General features: G+C 55.2%; 13 protein-coding genes and 1 riboswitch. Of the genes, 4 read left to right on the top strand and 9 right to left on the bottom strand.

What is annotated here, in order from left to right; genetic code table 11:
* Nucleotides 1–114: 114 nt before the first annotated feature.
* A riboswitch (cobalamin riboswitch) is annotated at nucleotides 115–305 on the bottom strand.
* An 86-nt stretch (nucleotides 306–391) separates the two neighbouring features.
* From DFP98_RS01385 to DFP98_RS01365, 5 genes are all read right to left on the bottom strand, one after another.
* Nucleotides 392–1234 (bottom strand): DegV family protein, encoded by an 843-nt coding sequence (locus DFP98_RS01385; RefSeq protein WP_116058760.1) that lies wholly within the window; start codon nucleotides 1232–1234, stop codon nucleotides 392–394.
* A 116-nt stretch (nucleotides 1235–1350) separates the two neighbouring features.
* Entirely contained in the window at nucleotides 1351–2796 is a 1446-nt protein-coding gene (locus DFP98_RS01380) for a nicotinate phosphoribosyltransferase (protein ID WP_116058759.1), read from the bottom strand.
* 29 nt (nucleotides 2797–2825) lie between these two features.
* Nucleotides 2826–3368, bottom strand: a complete 543-nt coding sequence (locus DFP98_RS01375; protein ID WP_116058758.1) for a cysteine hydrolase family protein — start codon at nucleotides 3366–3368, stop codon at nucleotides 2826–2828.
* 153 nt (nucleotides 3369–3521) lie between these two features.
* On the bottom strand, nucleotides 3522–4301 hold the full coding sequence (locus DFP98_RS01370) for an NUDIX domain-containing protein (protein ID WP_116058757.1): 780 nt from the start codon (nucleotides 4299–4301) through the stop codon (nucleotides 3522–3524).
* Nucleotides 4302–4387: 86 nt separating this feature from the next.
* The gene (locus DFP98_RS01365; RefSeq protein WP_116058756.1) at nucleotides 4388–5662 is read right to left on the bottom strand and encodes a methyl-accepting chemotaxis protein; all 1275 of its coding nucleotides are present in this window, start codon (nucleotides 5660–5662) and stop codon (nucleotides 4388–4390) included.
* A gap of 171 nt (nucleotides 5663–5833) precedes the next feature.
* Here DFP98_RS01365 and DFP98_RS01360 point away from each other — a divergent pair, with 171 nt between their 5' ends.
* On the top strand, nucleotides 5834–6682 hold the full coding sequence (locus DFP98_RS01360) for a metallophosphoesterase (RefSeq protein ID WP_116058755.1): 849 nt from the start codon (nucleotides 5834–5836) through the stop codon (nucleotides 6680–6682).
* A gap of 16 nt (nucleotides 6683–6698) precedes the next feature.
* Here the strand turns inward: DFP98_RS01360 and efeB are convergent, their stop codons facing one another.
* From efeB to DFP98_RS01345, 3 genes are read right to left on the bottom strand one after another with little or no spacing between them, the layout of a single operon-like run.
* A complete protein-coding gene (gene efeB / locus DFP98_RS01355) occupies nucleotides 6699–7934 on the bottom strand; it encodes an iron uptake transporter deferrochelatase/peroxidase subunit (protein ID WP_116058754.1) in 1236 nt (411 codons plus the stop codon).
* A gap of 13 nt (nucleotides 7935–7947) precedes the next feature.
* A complete protein-coding gene (gene efeO, locus DFP98_RS01350; protein WP_116058753.1) occupies nucleotides 7948–9153 on the bottom strand; it encodes an iron uptake system protein EfeO in 1206 nt (401 codons plus the stop codon).
* Between the two features lie 23 nt (nucleotides 9154–9176).
* Entirely contained in the window at nucleotides 9177–10706 is a 1530-nt protein-coding gene (locus DFP98_RS01345; protein ID WP_116058752.1) for an FTR1 family iron permease, read from the bottom strand.
* A gap of 215 nt (nucleotides 10707–10921) precedes the next feature.
* On the opposite strand from DFP98_RS01345, the gene DFP98_RS01340 reads away from it, so the two are divergent.
* Complete coding sequence (locus DFP98_RS01340; RefSeq protein WP_246016378.1) at nucleotides 10922–11773, top strand: metal-dependent hydrolase; 852 nt, start codon at nucleotides 10922–10924, stop codon at nucleotides 11771–11773.
* A 102-nt stretch (nucleotides 11774–11875) separates the two neighbouring features.
* Here the strand turns inward: DFP98_RS01340 and DFP98_RS01335 are convergent, their stop codons facing one another.
* Nucleotides 11876–13636, bottom strand: coding sequence for a glycoside hydrolase family 2 protein (locus tag DFP98_RS01335; protein ID WP_246016366.1), 1761 nt, complete (start codon nucleotides 13634–13636; stop codon nucleotides 11876–11878).
* A 160-nt stretch (nucleotides 13637–13796) separates the two neighbouring features.
* Between DFP98_RS01335 and DFP98_RS01330 the strand changes: the two genes are divergently transcribed.
* The gene (locus DFP98_RS01330; RefSeq protein ID WP_116058749.1) at nucleotides 13797–14696 is read left to right on the top strand and encodes an ArsR/SmtB family transcription factor; all 900 of its coding nucleotides are present in this window, start codon (nucleotides 13797–13799) and stop codon (nucleotides 14694–14696) included.
* Between the two features lie 87 nt (nucleotides 14697–14783).
* A complete protein-coding gene (locus tag DFP98_RS01325) occupies nucleotides 14784–15137 on the top strand; it encodes a hypothetical protein (RefSeq protein ID WP_116058748.1) in 354 nt (117 codons plus the stop codon).
* Nucleotides 15138–15357 lie beyond the last annotated feature (220 nt).

The raw sequence follows: 15357 nt of genomic DNA, 5'->3' as shown, positions 1-15357 counted from the left end.
GAAAAACCCTCTCTGCGCATAAATCCGGAGAGAGGGTCAGCAAACAGGGAAATCGATACGCATAAGAACGTGATGCATTCCCGAGTGAGCCGTATCCTTATCCGCGAAGGATTTCGTCTGCTGCATCTTAAGGCAGGTCTCCTGACTTATAGGTTCGCGACGCGCCCCGCCTTCCCGTCCGATCGGACAGTGGCATATCGAGGCCGTCCCTATTTCACAGTGGCGGGACCGTGCCGGACTTGCACCGGCTTCCCTTTTAACCCGTTGCGATTTCCGCATCGGGCACCTTAAGATTTAGAGTCTATTCAATTGCCGCAAGCTACCAATCACTTGGAATTATAGCCCGGGGAAGCAGGGGAATGCAACCATTATTGCCGAAGCGCATTCCGAGCTACTCGCAGTAATACATAAATCCGATTGCGCCAACGCCCGTGTGCGTGCTGATAATCGGCGTCGTATCCTCAATGCCGATTTTGTCGTAGCCCGTCATCTCGACGATCGTTTCTTTCAGCTTGGAAGCCAATTCGTGCCCGGCGGCATGAACGAGGCCGACTCCCCGGATCACCTTGCCCTTGACATCGTCGGCGAACTGCTTCGCCAAGTATTCGACGATCTGCGCCTTGGTTCGAACTTTGGCGACGGGCGTATATTCGCCTCCATCGAGGCTGGCGATGATTTTGATCTTCAGCAGCGACCCGATCCACGCTTTTCCTTTGCCGATTCGACCGCCCTTGACCAGATTGTCGAGCGTGTCCACGACGACGAACAGCCGCGTGTTGCGACGGATTCGGTCCAGCCGTTCCACGATCTCGCTCACGCTTTTGCCGGCTTTGGCCATCTCGGCCGCTTCGACGACTTGAAAACCGAGCGCTTTCGAAATGTAGCGGGAATCGACGACGGTGACGTTCGCCTCCGACATGTCCGCCCCCATCTCGGCCGAACGGACGGTTCCGCTCATCTCCCCGGTCATATGAATCGACAAAATCTCGCTGCCGTCGCTGCCAAGACGGTCGTATAATTCCAGAAATGCTCCCGCAGGCGGCTGCGAGCTCTTCGGAAGCTCGGGGGACGCCTGCATTTTCTCGATAAATTCTGTCGGGCTGATATTCACTCTATCCAAATAAGTCGCGCCGCCGATGCTGATCGATAGCGGAACGACCTCGATCCCATGCTCGCGCAAATCGCTGCTGGACAGATCGACGGTCGAGTCCGTAACTATCTTGATTTTGCTCAATACGCTTCCTGCTTTCATGGCGGACCTGGGCCGCAGCTTTTTAAGTAGTCTATCATTTTATAGTAGGTTGAAGCAATGAAGAGCAGGCTGGCGTCCGAATGGGACGGCTCCGCGCCTTATTCCGATAAATGCTTGCGGATCAGCTCGGCTTTGAGCTCCAGCACGGCCGGACTGTAATTGACCCGGTACGGTTCCGGATTCAGCTTGCGAAGGTGTTCGGGCCAAAATAATGCGAGCTGCTTGACGTGTTCGTCGCGAATGTCGTCCAGCTTCGGCAGGCCATAGACCAGCTTGCCCTTCGCGTAGACGGGCTGCAGCAGCGGAATCGCCCGATAGCGATCAACCCGCTTGATCCGGTGAGGATGGAGCGGATCGATCAGCCGGAGCGGCCTTCCCTCGGCAATGTCCTTATCCCCGGGCAGCGTCACGTAATCGGCTTCCGCCATGCCGTTGTCCGCGTTCACGATGCGATAAGCCTCTTTCACGCCGGGATTCGAAATTTTTTCCAGGTTTCCGGAGATTTTGATAACCGGCTCCATGGCTCCCTCGTGCTCTCTCGCCACCAGCTTGTAGACTCCGCCCAATGCAGGCTGATCAAATGCGGTAATGAGCTGCGTTCCCACTCCCCAGCTGTCGATTCTCGCGCCTTGCGCTTTCAGCTCGGCGATCAGATTCTCGTCCAGATCGTTAGACGCGACGATCTTCACGTCCGGGAAGCCCGCCTCGTCCAGCATCTCTCTCGCTCGCTTGGACAAGTAGGCCAAGTCGCCGCTGTCCAGACGAATGCCTTTCAGACGCTTGCCCCGCTCCTGCAGCTCTTGCGCGATACGAATAGCGTTGGGAACTCCGCTCTTCAGCGTATCGTAAGTATCGACCAGTAATGTGACATGATCGGGCAGAGCTTCGGCGTAATCGCGGAATGCCGCCTCCTCGCTGTCGTGACCTTGAACCCAAGCGTGCGCATGCGTGCCTGCGGTCGGAATGCCGAATCGCAATCCGGCGCGCAGGTTCGACGTCGCATGGAAGCCGGCAATATAAGCGGCTCTCGCCCCCCAGATCGCGGCGTCCGCCTCCTGTGCCCGCCTCGTGCCGAATTCGAGCAGCAGCTCGTTCGGCGCTACTTGCTTAACCCGCGACGCCTTCGTGGCGATCAACGTCTGATAATTCACGAAGTTGAGCAGCGCCGTCTCGATCAGTTGGGCCTCGAACACCCGTGCCTCTACGCGCACAAGCGGCACGTTCGGAAATACGAGCGTCCCTTCCGGAACCGCGTCGATGCTGCCGTTAAACTTGAAGCTGCGCAGCTCGTCGAAGAAAGCCTCGTCGTAGCCTTCCTCCTGCGTCTGCAAATAGCGAAGCTCCTCCTCGCCAAAAGACAGCTTGCTCAAGTAACCGATCATTCGCTCCAGTCCGGCGAACACCGCATAGCCATTGCCGAACGGCAGCTTGCGGAAGTAAACCTCGAATACGGCCCGGTCGTTCTGCGTTCCTCGCTTCCAATGCGCGTACATCATATTGATCTGATATTTATCCGTGTGAAGCGTCAAATTCGGCTCGCTCATGGCTGCAGCTCCTTTATTATTCCTGGATGTCAGTAGTCCCGCACGACTTCGGCGCCAAGCACGTTCTCAAAATGTCCGAGCGCCCACTCGTGGCCTTGCGGGTTAAAGCTGGCGACCGCATCGGCATGGACGACGGTGCGAAAGCCTTTGTTGTAAGCATCCACGGCCGTGTGCAGCACGCAAATGTCGGTGCAGACGCCGATCAGATGAATTTCGTCGACGCCTCTCTCGCGCAGCCTCAGCTCCAGATCCGTTCCGCAGAAGGCGCTGTATCTCGTCTTATCCATCCAGTAGACGGCTCCTTCCGCCTCTGCAAACCATTCGTCCAGCTTGCCGTACAGCCGTCGGCCGTCCGTTCCTCGAAGGTTATGGGGAGGGAACAGTCGAGTTTCGGGGTGGAACGCATCCCCTTCCTCGTGCAGGTCGACCGCCATTACGACCCAATCCCCCTGCTCCGCAAAACGCCGCGCAAGCTCGCACACCCGAATCTCAATCTCCACCCCCGGCTCGCCAACCGGAAGCTTGCCGACGACAAAATCTACCGTATAATCGATTACGATCAAAGCTTTCATAGGCTCATCCCCTAAAGTTTTATTTTGATAATATTAAATGGACAATATCAAAGGAAGCAAAAAGACGCAGATTAGGCTGCTTGCGGCACCCCCAAAGAGAGGACGCATTGTTCAACTCATGTAGCCCGTCGGCCGAGGCGCCGTTCGGCGCCCTCAGCCATAGATGGACAGCTTCGGCTGACTGTCCGTAAACCGGTACAATTGAGCGGATCGCTGAGAATAACGATTGGACATCTTTCGTTCCCCGCTGCCGTCTATCGCCTCTTCCAGTATCCCTTTTCGGCTTTGCGTCGACGTAATTTTGCGAATAAAGTTTTTTTCCTCAAAATCCGGCACGACCGTCTCGATTACTTGATAAAGCTCGCTGATCGTAAACTCCTCCGGCAGAAATTGCTTCGCGATCGTCGTCGTCAGCATCCGATCCCGCACGCGCTCCACGGCATCCTGCAAGATCTTCAGATGATCGAACGCGAGCGGCAGCTTCAGCGCCTCGGATACCGGGAATAGCCGAACGTCGGACGCGTCGTCCGCCGCCTTACGGTTGATCAGCCGCGATTCGTTCACCAGAGCGAAGAAGGCGTGAGAGATCATCCACCCTCGCGGATCCCTTCCCGGTTCGCTGTACACATTAAAGTACTCGAGATGTATCTCCCCTACGCCCGTCTCTTCTTCCAGCTCGCGCTTCGCACATTCGTAGACCGACTCGTCCTCGTTGCAGAAGCCCCCCGGCAATGCCCAGCATCCCTCGAAGGGCCACTTCTTCCTCTGGATCAACAGCACCTGCAGCTCGCGGATAGGCAGCGACTTCTTCGTCTGATTGCGCGAGGAGGAAGTGATCGTAAAGATGACGATGTCGGCAGGCGCGCCGTCCGGAGTACGGTAGCGAGCGGTCGAATAGTTGGACGCATTCTCGTCCTCGATAGCGGCGTTCAACGCAACGCACCTGCCTCTCTTGATATGATCAATTTGATAATATCATAATGACCGTTTATAAAGCATTTGTCAATGAGCAAAATCCCCTACGAACGGAAAAATTCCGTCTTTGTTCTCAGTTCGGCGGATTTGGCCCTTAGCGAGTCCGTGGAAGCGGCAATTTCCTGCATAACCGCCGTCTGCTCCTGAGACGCGGAGAATACTTGCTGCGCCCCGAGCCGTATACGATCGGCCACTGTCGCGACGCGACGCGCTTCGTTCAGCTGCATGGTCGCCTGCTCGGCTTGACGGGAAATGCCGGCCGCCATCGATTCGACGAGGCCGACCACTTGCTGGGCCTCCTCGTTCACGTCATGGAAGGCCGCCGCAAACTTCTGTCCGCCCTCCGCCTCGCGTTCGGACAGCTCGTATTGGGAACGGATATGGCCGACTGCTCTGCCGACTTCCTCCTGAATGTGGCGAATCAACGTACGGATGTTTTTGACCGATCCGGCGCTCTCGTCCGCAAGCGATTTGACCGCTTGAGCGACGACCTCAAAGCCGCGTCCCTCTTCCCCCGCTCTTGCCGCTTCAATGGAGGCGTTTAACGCCAGCAAATGCGTCTGATCCGCAATATCCCCTACGACGTCGGAGATCGTGCCGATCTGCTTGGCGTAATCGCTCAGCTTCTCGACGACGTCCATCGCTTCCCTGTTCAGCTCGGACAGCTGCCGCATGCCGCCGATAAGCGACTTGAACACTTCCTCGCTTTGCGCGGCCGCTCGGTTCATCTGCGTGACGCGCTCGCGGGCGACGGCCGCCTCGTCGCTCATCCGGTCGGCGGCCGCCGACAGCGTCTCCGCGTCGAGATGCAGCCGTTCCGCAGACTCGGCCTGAGTCTGAGTGCCGGAGGTAATCGCTTCCGATTCGTTCGTCATCTGCTCGATCTGCCCGGTTGCTTGTCCGACCGCTTCCTGCAGCTCCCTGACGTGAGAATCCGTAAGCCGCGTATTTTCCTTGATTCCGTCGATCATCTCTCGCAGCTGCGCCAGCATTTTATCGAACGCTTCGCCAAGCTCCTGCATTTCATCTCCCGAAGCGGGCGGCGATACGTTGGCTCGCAAATTCCCTTTCGCCGCTTCTCTCGCCGCATCGGTCAGGGATACAAGCGGCTTAAGCAGCCATTTCGCCGCGAAGAAGCCGAACAGGCCCGTCCAGAATATGCCGAGCAGCAGGGTCAGAAGAACAAACAGCCATCCCGACATAAAGTCGAACATATCCTTAAGTACTAAGAGAAAGAAAGCGCTGGTCGCATATGTAACTGCCGATACCGCGGTAATTCCGATTACCATTTTTTTGACGATTCCGAACTTCGACTTCATGAGCTTCCTCCTCGTGGCCTTAATATGCTTTCATTGAAGCATGCATTCGACATGGATACTGTGACTTACTTCACATTTTAGCCTAGAACGCTTCCAGCTGCCAGCCGTCGTCTTCCGCTTTTATCGAAGCGGCATCAGTGGTAAGTTTAAGAGGATAGGGAGGAAGGCGATATGATCATTGCAGTCATCGCGGCGTCACTGCTTATTTCGGCCATAGGCGCATACGGATTCTTCATAGAACGGGGACGATTGCGCATCGTTAGACATACGATCCGTTCTCCTCGCATCCCGCCAAGCTTCGACGGAGTCACGATCGCGCAGTTCAGCGACATTCATCTCAGTCCGGCGTATTCTCTTAAACGGCTGGGCAAGCTCGTAGAGGCCGTCAATTCGCTGCATGCCGACCTGGTCGTATTCACCGGGGATTTGCACGATGCGCGGCGAAACGACAACATCGCGAAATACGACCCGTCGCCATTACTTGCGGGAATTCAGGCGCGCCTCGGCAAGTTCGCCGTCTACGGCAATCACGATTTCGGCTACGAACGCAAGCTCCGCTCCTCGGGAGCGTTCCTGAGCCGGGGAGGGTTCTCCGTACTGATTAACTCGACCCAGCGCATAGAGCATACCGATGGGGATTACATTACGATCTCCGGTCTGGACGATTACGTACTAGGCAAGCCTAACGCAGCTAAAACGATCGCCCGCTTGGAGGACGATCGTTTCCATGTGCTTCTTGTTCATGAGCCGGATATGGCGGATCGGCTGATTCGTTATCCGATCGACTTGCAGCTGTCCGGACATAGCCACGGCGGGCAAGTGCGCCTGCCGCTTCTCGGTCCGCTCGTGCGTACGAAGCTCGGAAGCAAATACGTCGGCGGCATGTACCGGATCGGCGGTCGACACCGCGACAAGCGACCTTACCGATTGTACGTGAATCGTGGAATCGGAACGACGCGCATCCCCATCCGGCTGTTCTGCGCTCCAGAGCTGACCGTGTTTACTCTGCGACGCGAATGAGCAAAGGGCATCTTTTTTAGGATTCCAGCAAGCGTTGGCCGATATATTCGCCTTCACGCAAGCCGCCTGGGCAAGCGAACATGCCGCTGGCCACATGAACCGCATATTCGTTCAAGGCGTCGCGACTCTGCATCAGCTTAAGCATCGGCAGCAATTGCTCCTCCGGATTGCGCTGGTAGCTGACGAACAGGAGCCCCGCGTCGATATTGCCTGTGCGAGGATCGACTCCGTCCGTATACGAATAGCCTCTGCGGTGAATAAGCTGCTTCGTTTCCTTCGCCAGCCGCACATGAGACCGATCCGGCAGCTGCGACGGATCGACCTCGTCGAACTCCTCTTTACGCCCGTATGCCGCGCCCGATTCCTTGTATCTTCCGAACGTATCCTCCTGGTCGGCGAGAGACGACCGGTCCCACACCTCGAGCAGCATACGCACCTTGCGATAAGCCATATAACTGCCGCCCCGCATCCAATCCGGCTCCCCGTCCCCCGCCCATACGACGCTGTCGTAACCTCCGGGCGTATCATGCAAGCGATTGGCCGTTCCGTCCTTGAAGCCGAACAGATTGCGCGGGGTTTTCCCGCCGCCCCCGCTAATAAATCCCTCCTGCAGCCAATTAACCGCCGCCGAGCCGGTCGACAGTCGGATGAAATTGCGGGCCGCATGAAAGGCCACCTGCTGGTCTTCCGCGCACACTTGGATGCAGACGTCTCCTCCGGACATCAGCGGATCGAGATTGTCCCGAGGCATCCGCGGAATATCCTGCAAATAGAGAGGAAGCTTGCTTGCGAGTCCGAACCGGTCCTTGCCGTCTTGAAGAAACAACGAAGACCCGAAACCGAACGTTACGGTCAGCTTCGCGGCCGGAAGATCGAGCGTCTCGCCCGTATCGCTGGGAGGAAGCTGCGGATTGCTTCCCGACTTCATCGAGCTTCCGGCGGTGCCGAGGTCGGCAAATTTCGTCCAGTCGCGAAATAGCCGGATAACGGCCGCACGATCTGCGGCCGTTATCCGAAAGCTTACTAAATACATATAGGTTTGCTGAGGCGTGACGATACCCGCCTGGTGCTCCCCGTACATTGGAATCCGTTCCTCCGTCGTCAAGCCTCCGTTATCGGCGATAGCCAGCTCGGCGGGTTGAACCGCCTTGCCGATCGCCGCCATGCCGGAAGCGCCGATCGCGAGTCCGGCGCCGAGAGAGGCGGATATTTTCAGAAAATCCCGCCTCGACATTCCTTTCTCCCGTTCCATGCTTCTCCCCCGTTTACAGAATGCTCGCCGTCTGCGACATCAGCTGGGACAGCTGGCTGATCTGATCGCTGATCTCGCGAATCTGCTCAGTCGTAAGCTTGTCGTAAGAAACATAGATCCCGTCAGTCTGGTGGCCTCGAAGCGTCTGTTCAAGCAATTGGAATTGTTTGTCCAGTTGGTTGGCCAAATCCGGATTTTTCTCGTTAAGCGCCGGAATGATGGCCAGATAAACGTTTTTCGAACCGTCGACGTTAGCCGCAAAATCGACCAGATCGGTGTGGGAGTAAATTTCCTCTTCGCCCGTAATTTTGGAGATGGCCGCTTCGTTCAGCAGCTCCATCGCACCGGCGACCATTGCCGGAGCTTCCAGCTCAAGCGTTCTAACTTTGGCCTGCAGCTCCTCCGTATCCTTAACCAGCTGATCCGCATAGACCTCCATGCCTTCAAGGGAACGGTCCAGCCACAGCGCCTTCTCGATCCGGTGGAACCCCGTCCATTCGTTCTCGTCTTCGACGTCGGCGAGACGCGCGTCGATTCGCGGATCGAGGTCCTCGAAGCTTTCGGCGATCGGCTCGATATTTTCGAAGAAGACGCGGGCTTGCGGATATTCGAGCATCGCCTTCTCGGCGTCACCCGCCTTCACCGCTTCGACGAACGTTTTGGTATGGATAACCAGTTGATCGGCCTGTTCCTCGACGTACTTCTTATAGTTCGCTACTGCCTTCGTGAGCAGTTCGGACGTACTGCCTGTCGTTTCTTTGGCGTTCAGCAGATTGTCCAGCGCCGTTTGCAGCTTCTCAGCCGTCGTTCCCAGCGCGGCAAAATCAATCTTATCATAGGCGGACGCGGAGAAAATGGGCATCTCATACTTCTCGACTTCCGTGTACTCGAGCGGGAACGACTGACGAACGGAGTTCTCGTATGCCAGCCAAATGTCGTTGATCGATTTGCCGAGGCTCTTCACTTCAGCCGTATCCTGCTTCTGGATCGCTTCCTGAAGCTTCTTCGTTTCCTCCTGCAGCTTGATCGTCTCTTCTTGAATCGGAGTAAGCGCATTGCCTGCGGCTTCGCCTGAAGCCGCAGACGTTGCGGAGGCAGTCGCCGGAGCGGTCGCCTGCGCCGTCTTTGACGGCTCGCCCTCGTTGTTTGAATTACCGCATGCACTTAAAGCTAATCCTGTAGCCAGCAGCAGGCCGGTCAATTTGATGTTTCTGTTCATCGTACGGTTTCCCCCATTTTCGACTATTCGACGTCTATCGGCGTCTTTATAATTTCGGCTTTGCGTTCCGACCTGCCGCTCGCGCCGATCAAACGGCGGAAGACAAGGACGGAGACGGCAGCCAGCACAAACAACAATTGCGGCAGCGTGCTGTACCAGGACGGGAACAGTCCGATCTCGCCGTATTCCGGCAAATAATCGTGCACGGTCGCCGGCAGCGCGCCGGCCATCTGCAAGCTGTGAACGCCCGATCCCATAAACTTGAAGCATAGATAAAACACAATGACGCTGGAAACGAGAAAGACGGGCCGAATCGGAAGCTTCGTCCCGAGCCGGATCATAAGCAGCGCGCAGACGCCGAGAACGCCAAAGCCTGCGGCAATTCCTCCGAGAAGCTCGCCCGCCGGCAACTTACCCACCATCCCGACAAGAAATATGACGGTTTCCAGCCCTTCGCGCACGATAGCGAAAAAAGCAAGCAGCCCCAAGGAGGCCATTTTTCCGTTTGTCATCGCTCGAGCGCTCTCGTTTTTCAGGAATTGCCCCCAGCGTTTCGCGTCGGAATTGCGATGCAGCCAATAGCTGACATAGAGCAGCAGCAGGCTGGCAAGCACGCCCGTCCAACCGTTGATTAGCGAGTTGTTGCGTCCAAACGCCCCTGAGGTCAACAGAAGCGACACCGCCAAGCCGATTCCGATGCTTGTCAACACGCCGGCGGCCGAGCCTCCTACAACCCAATTTTTCGCTCTGCCGGATTCCGATTTTCGCGCGTACAGCAGCAGCGTTCCGACAACAAGCAGCGCCTCCAGCCCTTCCCTCAACGGGATCAGAGCCGCATCAATCCAGGAGTAGCTCGCGTCGACAAGCGGATTAAGCGAATCGATCATCCGCTGCGCGACCGGAAACGCCTGCCCGCGTTGGGACGGATTCGTCAAGTACGCGTCCATAAGCACGAGATCCCTCTCGGCATGGTTGTATACGGTTTGCGAACGGCTGACCACATCTCCCTCGACCGACAGCCACTGGCGCTGCAGCAGACGCACTTCCTCCTGCGCCTCCGTCCAATGCTCCCCCTTCATTAAATCCGCGGCCCCGCGAAGCTTCAGCACGTATGCGCCTAACGACATACGCCCTTTGCCGTCGTTGCCGGTGTAGGCCCCATCCTCGTAGTTGCGCAGCGAGAACCGCAGCGCCCCTGCTTCGTCAGCGGCTCTCTGCATCTCCCCATTCAGCAAAGCAAGGGAAAGATTAGCGATCTGCCGGTCAATCTCCAGCGACAGATCGAGAGAGCTTGCTTTCACCGTCTTCTTATTGGCGGTCCACCATTTCTTGACGCGGCTGAAGCTGTCGGCCGCCCCTTCCGAATCGTCCGACTCCAATCCGGAAATCATCTCTTCGACGCTTGCGACCGCCTGCTTTGCGGAAGCGTCTTGTTCGGCCGACGCTTCCGCGCCGATTGCAAAAGAAAGCACGCCGAATAAAGGCGCGACCAGCAGGATCGCCCTTACTGCCGCCAACAACGTTCTGGCGGACATACGGCCGGATTTGGCCATCTCGACTGCCTCCTTGCCTGATGCAAATGTGACATTTCTCACACTAGATGATAATTATTCTCAATTACATATGAAATTATAGACATAGGAAATAAGCATGTCAATAGAGAAATTGCAAAAAAATTCAAGCTGGCGCACAAGATTGAATAAGTTTGGCAAATACGCGAATATAAGAAGAAGAACAAAGCAACGAGGAGGCCGGCAAAGTGGATTATATGACTCACACATTATTTGGAGTCGCCATCTATGGAGCGTTGAAAAAAACGGACATGGATGTCAAGACGAAGTGGGCTTTCTTCGGAGCTTCCGTCGGCTCAAGCGTTATTCCGGACATCGATATTCAATGGGCGCGCGCCGGCGCGGACTACTTAATGTCGCACAGGGGAATTACCCACTCCTTCGCCATGGTCCCCGTGTGGGCGGGAATGTTTTCTCTGCTGGCCTGGGCCATATTCCGCGTGAAGGATCGACGATTGTTCTGGACCGCTATCGCAGGAGTGCTGCTGCACATTATAAGCGATTGGACGAACGCCTGGGGGACGGGATTGCTTGAGCCGTTCACCTCGCGCAGATATGCGATCGGCATTATTCCGAACAAAGGGAATGTGTTCTGGGTGATGGCGGCCGCGATCGTCCCCTTCCTGCTGCTTTTCCGCAGAGAGAAGCAGCGAACGAGGCTGTTTCGACTATTTTGGGGGATGGCCGCGCTTTATGCCGGATTTCAGATCGCCCATTCCGCCTACGTATACGCGGATTTGAAGCAAGAAGGCTTCGATCGGGTAGCCATTCGCGCGGATCGGTATCCCGGAGGCCTATCGTATTATGCGAAAAAAGACCTCGAGGTCGTCGAAGGTCGGCACGAAATCGGCGGCGCAAACGAGACCGTCCGCACTCACCGGATCGATCCGGTGGACGTCGAAGCTTTAATGAAGTACCCGTCCGCCAAAAGCTTGCTTTTATTCGCTCCGTTCGTAGTGACGCAAGAGTCGGGCGACGAAATCCGTATTTTCGATCCTCGCTTCTCGGGCATGCGCTCGATGCTTAGCGTTCAAGTACCTAAGCCGTAGTGCTGAAATGGGAAAGAGGCTGATCTACAAGCATTTCATGCAACTCTGTTTGTAAATCGGCCTCTTCCGACTTGCCGTCCCCCCATCTGGGGGCGCCGATGATTATTTTCCTTCGTTAATCTGCTTGATCAGTTCGACCGGGATTTTCGGCACGCGATCGTACGTCAGCAGCCCGTTAATCTCCTGCTCCACATCGGTCAGCTGCGTATAGCAGATGCCCTGCACGACGCCCGATTTCAACAGCGGATGAATGACAGCGCGAAGCCGCTCCGCGTAGTCCTCGTCGTTCTCGGCTCCGGAGTAGCCCCAGCCCTCCCATTCGCTCTTCTTGTAGCCGATTCCGCCGAACTCGGTAACGAGAATCGGCTGACCCGCGTAATCATGCCCGCTGACGGACAGCCTGCGATTCGCCGGCATCGTGCTTATCGCCTTCTCCGGAGTGCTATAGCGCTCCTCAAGCACTTCGCGACGCCACTCGTAATCGTGAATGTTGAACAAGTCCGTTGCGACAAGCTCCCAGCCGTCGTTGGAGACGACAAGCCGCATCGGGTCCAGCGACTTCGTCAGATGATACATCGTTAACGCGTGCTGCTGCTGACGTTTGTCGATCTGAATGTTCGGCACGCCCCAGCTTTCGTTAAGCGGCACCCATGCAACAATGGATGGATGGTTGTAATCGCGCTCCATCGACTCCTGCCATTCGTTCACGAAACGGCGCACGTATTTCTCCGAATATTGATACGCGTTAGCCGCCTCGCTCCAGACGAGCAGTCCCAGCTTATCAGCCCAATATAGATAGCGCGGGTCCTCCAGCTTCTGGTGCTTGCGCGCCCCGTTAAAGCCCATCTCCTTCGCCAGCTCGACGTCCCGCTTGATCGCTTCGTCGCTAGGCGGCGTCAGATTGCCGTCGGGAAAGTACCCTTGGTCGAGCACCAGCTTCTGAAAATATGGCCGATTGTTCAAGCAGAACTTTCCGTCCTCGACGGATACTTTGCGCATGCCGAAATAGCTGGAAGCTTCGTCGATCGCAACGTCGCCGTCCCGCAACGTGTAACGGACGTCGTACAGGTTCGGACGTTCAGGCGACCACCAGCGGCCTTGGGAATGATCGTTGAAATCCGTCAGCCGGATCGTTCTCGTCTCCTCCTCGTTGTTTACCTTTACGATGTCGCGAGCGACAAGAGCGCCTTGGAAGGAAATGTCGATTTCAAGCGTGAGGTTTTCCGGCTTGTCCGCCAAGCCGCCGAAAAACACCCGCATTTCGATATCGTTGCGATCGATGTCCGGCGTGTAACGCACTTTGTCCATATAGGTTTGTCCGACCGCCTCAAGCCATACGGTCTGCCAAATGCCGGTCGTTCGCGTATAGAAGATGCTCGCCGAATCCTTGAGCCAGTACTGCTTGCCCCGAGGAAGCGTAACGTCGCGGCTGTAGTCTACCGCTTTGACGACAAGCGCATTGGCGCCGCTCGGATTAATCATATCCGTGATATCGGCGCTGAAAGGCGTATGGCCGCCCTCATGCTTTACCGCCAGCTTCCCGTTCACCCATACCGACGCCTCGTAATCAACTGCTCCGAAATGCAAAATTGTGCGTTTGCCGGAGAAGGACGCGGATAGCTCGAAGGAGGTTCTGTACCAGACCGTATCGTGAAAATCGGGATCGCCGATGCCACTCAGCTTGCTTTGGAACGCGAACGGAACTTGAATGCGACGGGACAACTCCTTGTCGCCCGTATGCCAATGCTCCTTGTCGCCGATACGACCGTCGTCGAATTCAAACTCCCATTCGCCGTTCAGATTGATCCAACCCGCGCGCTCGAATTGCGGGCGCGGATGCTCCTGTCGATATTTTGTCGTCATGCTCTCATCCTCCATATCATTAACATTTTAATTAACTAAATAACTTAACGATTCATTATACAGCTCATATTATCGAATAATCAGCTAATTTAGTCAATACTCAATTGTTTAATTAACTTTTGAGTTATATAATGAAAGGAATACATGCGAGGAGATTGTTATGATCATACAAGTCCATTCCGGCAATACGGCTTATTTCGAATGCTTCGCCTCCGAGACCCGGCTGCGCATGATCGAATTGCTGAACGTAAGACCGATGAACATCAAGGAGCTTGCCGCTGAATTGGAGCTTTCTTCGGCCATTATTACCAAGCATATTCAGAAGCTTGAAGACGCGGGGATTGTAGGGACGGAAAGCCTATCGGGGCTGAGAGGGAGACAGAAAGTATGCCGCCTGCTGCCCGATACGGTAACGCTGCAGTTCAGAACGCCGGAAGCGAAGGACCTCCGTCAGTATTCGGTATCCGTACCGATCGGCCAGTTTTCCGATTTTCAAGTGAAGCCTACCTGCGGGTTAACCTCGGAGCAAGCCTTGATCGGAATGGTGGACGACCCCCGCTACTTCTCCGATCCGGAACGCGTGAAAGCCAAACATCTGTGGTTCGCCAGCGGCTTCGTCGAATACCGGATTCCCAACTATCTCGTCGGCAGCCAGAACGCGCAAAGCCTCAGCCTGTCGCTGGAGCTGTGCTCCGAGGCTCCCGGCTACAACGAGAATTGGCCCTCCGACATTACCTTCTCGATCAACGGCGTCGTCATTGGCGTATGGACCTGTCCCGGCGACTATGGAAGCCAGCGCGGAGCGCACACGCCGGCTTGGTGGAATATGGGCACGCAGCACGGATTGTTGAAGACGCTCGCGGTCCGGTCGGACGGCACTTATCTGGACGGGATATATCTGTCCGGTACGACCCTCTCCGATTTAGGCATACGCTACGGAGAAGACCTTCGCTTCCGCATCGCCAGCCGCGAGGACGCCGAGCATCCCGGCGGTGTCAGCTTGTTCGGCCGGCAATTCGGCAACTACGATCAGGAGATTGAAGTGACAGTTCATTATTAAATTGTCGTCGCCCCCTGCAGATGAGGCATATTAAAAAAATACGGAGCAGAGTGACATAAAGACAATAATCCTTTTCAGGAGGATAATTTGAAAAAGATTCAAATATTAATATTGATTGTTGCCATGTTATTTTGCGCGTCATGTTCAAACGCAAAACAAGATGATCTTCACAGTTGGGCATTCGATGTTGTAACGTGGGATAATGCGGTATACAAAGTAACAAATGAAATTGTTTATGAAGTTGAGGAACAAATTGGAACTATAAAGAAATATTCTACCCATGAAAGCGATCATTTACCGAATTTATTTTCTAACAAGTATAAGAAAGGAACCAAACTATTCAAAATTAAAAATATTGAGGCAAACGAATCGATCGCTGTATTGAAAGATGATACCTTCTTAAAAGCATTAAAAATGGATGGAATGAAAACAACGGCTTGAAGCCGCTGTTTTCATTCTCCAATTCAATTATCGTTTCAACCCTGATTCTTCTATTAATTTCGACTCAGTAAAGACCTCATTACTAGTTGTTCCATGATATCTTGCGTAACATCAGAGACAGATTTATTTCCTGCTGTTAAAGGAGCATAAGTATCTGTACCTAAATGTAGCAACAATCTCGGAATTCCATTTAGATGCGCCAGTCGTCCATATACTCTTA

Source organism: Cohnella phaseoli, assembly GCF_003386235.1.
Classification (GTDB): Bacteria; Bacillota; Bacilli; order Paenibacillales; family Paenibacillaceae; genus Cohnella; species Cohnella phaseoli.
Note: the sequence above shows the minus strand (reverse complement) of the source record. Positions and strands in the feature narration are given on the sequence as shown.